This is a genomic window from Microbispora sp. KK1-11, assembly GCF_006874435.1.
Taxonomy (GTDB): domain Bacteria; phylum Actinomycetota; class Actinomycetes; order Streptosporangiales; family Streptosporangiaceae; genus Microbispora; species Microbispora catharanthi.
Window position 1 is genome coordinate 1 of the sequence record NZ_VIRJ01000114.1, and the last position, 767, is coordinate 767.

Below are 767 nucleotides of genomic sequence, written 5' to 3' on the forward strand. Positions count from 1 at the left end.
CGAAGTCGATCGTGTAGCGGCCCGCGGCCAGGCGCTGCCACAACCCGATCCGGTAGCCGCCGGGCACCTGCGTGCCCTCGGTGATCGAGTCGCCCAGCGGCATCACCCGCACCCCGCCGTTCGACTCGGCGCGGGCGATGGCGGGCGCGGTCGCCAGGACGGTCGCGGTCAGAAGCGCGGTGGTCAGCCGGCGTCTCCACCGGCTCCATCCGCGCCGACTTGTGAGCGTTAACATCGCTGGTTGGTCAACCCTTTCGATGACGGTGAGGTGGATGGGCGGGTCCCCGCCGTGGCCGACCCGCTTGTTAGCGTTAACATTGACGCGACGAGTCGTTCGCTCCTCTCCTCGGGATGACCGGGGGGTGGTGGTGCGCCGGAGCAAATACGACGTGAGGAGCGCCCGTCAAGCTCGAGCTCGCGCCCCGTTCCGCTCTTCCGCCCGGCCTACGCGTCTCAACTGCCGGGATGAGACGCGCACGCACCGCCGGGGAGAGGCGCGGTGATGAAACATTCATCGGAACCCGTGTCGCGACGGCCGACGCCGGGAGCACCCGGAAAATTACATCGGCATGTCAGGGATATCGGCGCAGCATGCAGCCCTCCCAGGCTTCTGTGGGCATCGAAACGTTCTGGCAACGCTCTTGACACGTTTCGGGTCTGATTTCCAGACTGACTCCCCGAGGCGGCTCCTCCTGCCGGGGTCGGTGGTGAGCGGCAGGGGCCGCAGTTTCCGACGCGGCGATGGTTCGCGTGGTGTTTCCGCGGGC

1 pseudogene is annotated in these 767 nt (G+C 67.8%); it reads right to left on the bottom strand.

Annotated features, from left to right (window positions below):
• Positions 1 to 235, bottom strand: a pseudogene (locus tag FLW16_RS42980) (hypothetical protein); the annotation flags it as partial.
• Between the last annotated feature and the right edge of the window lie 532 nt (positions 236 to 767).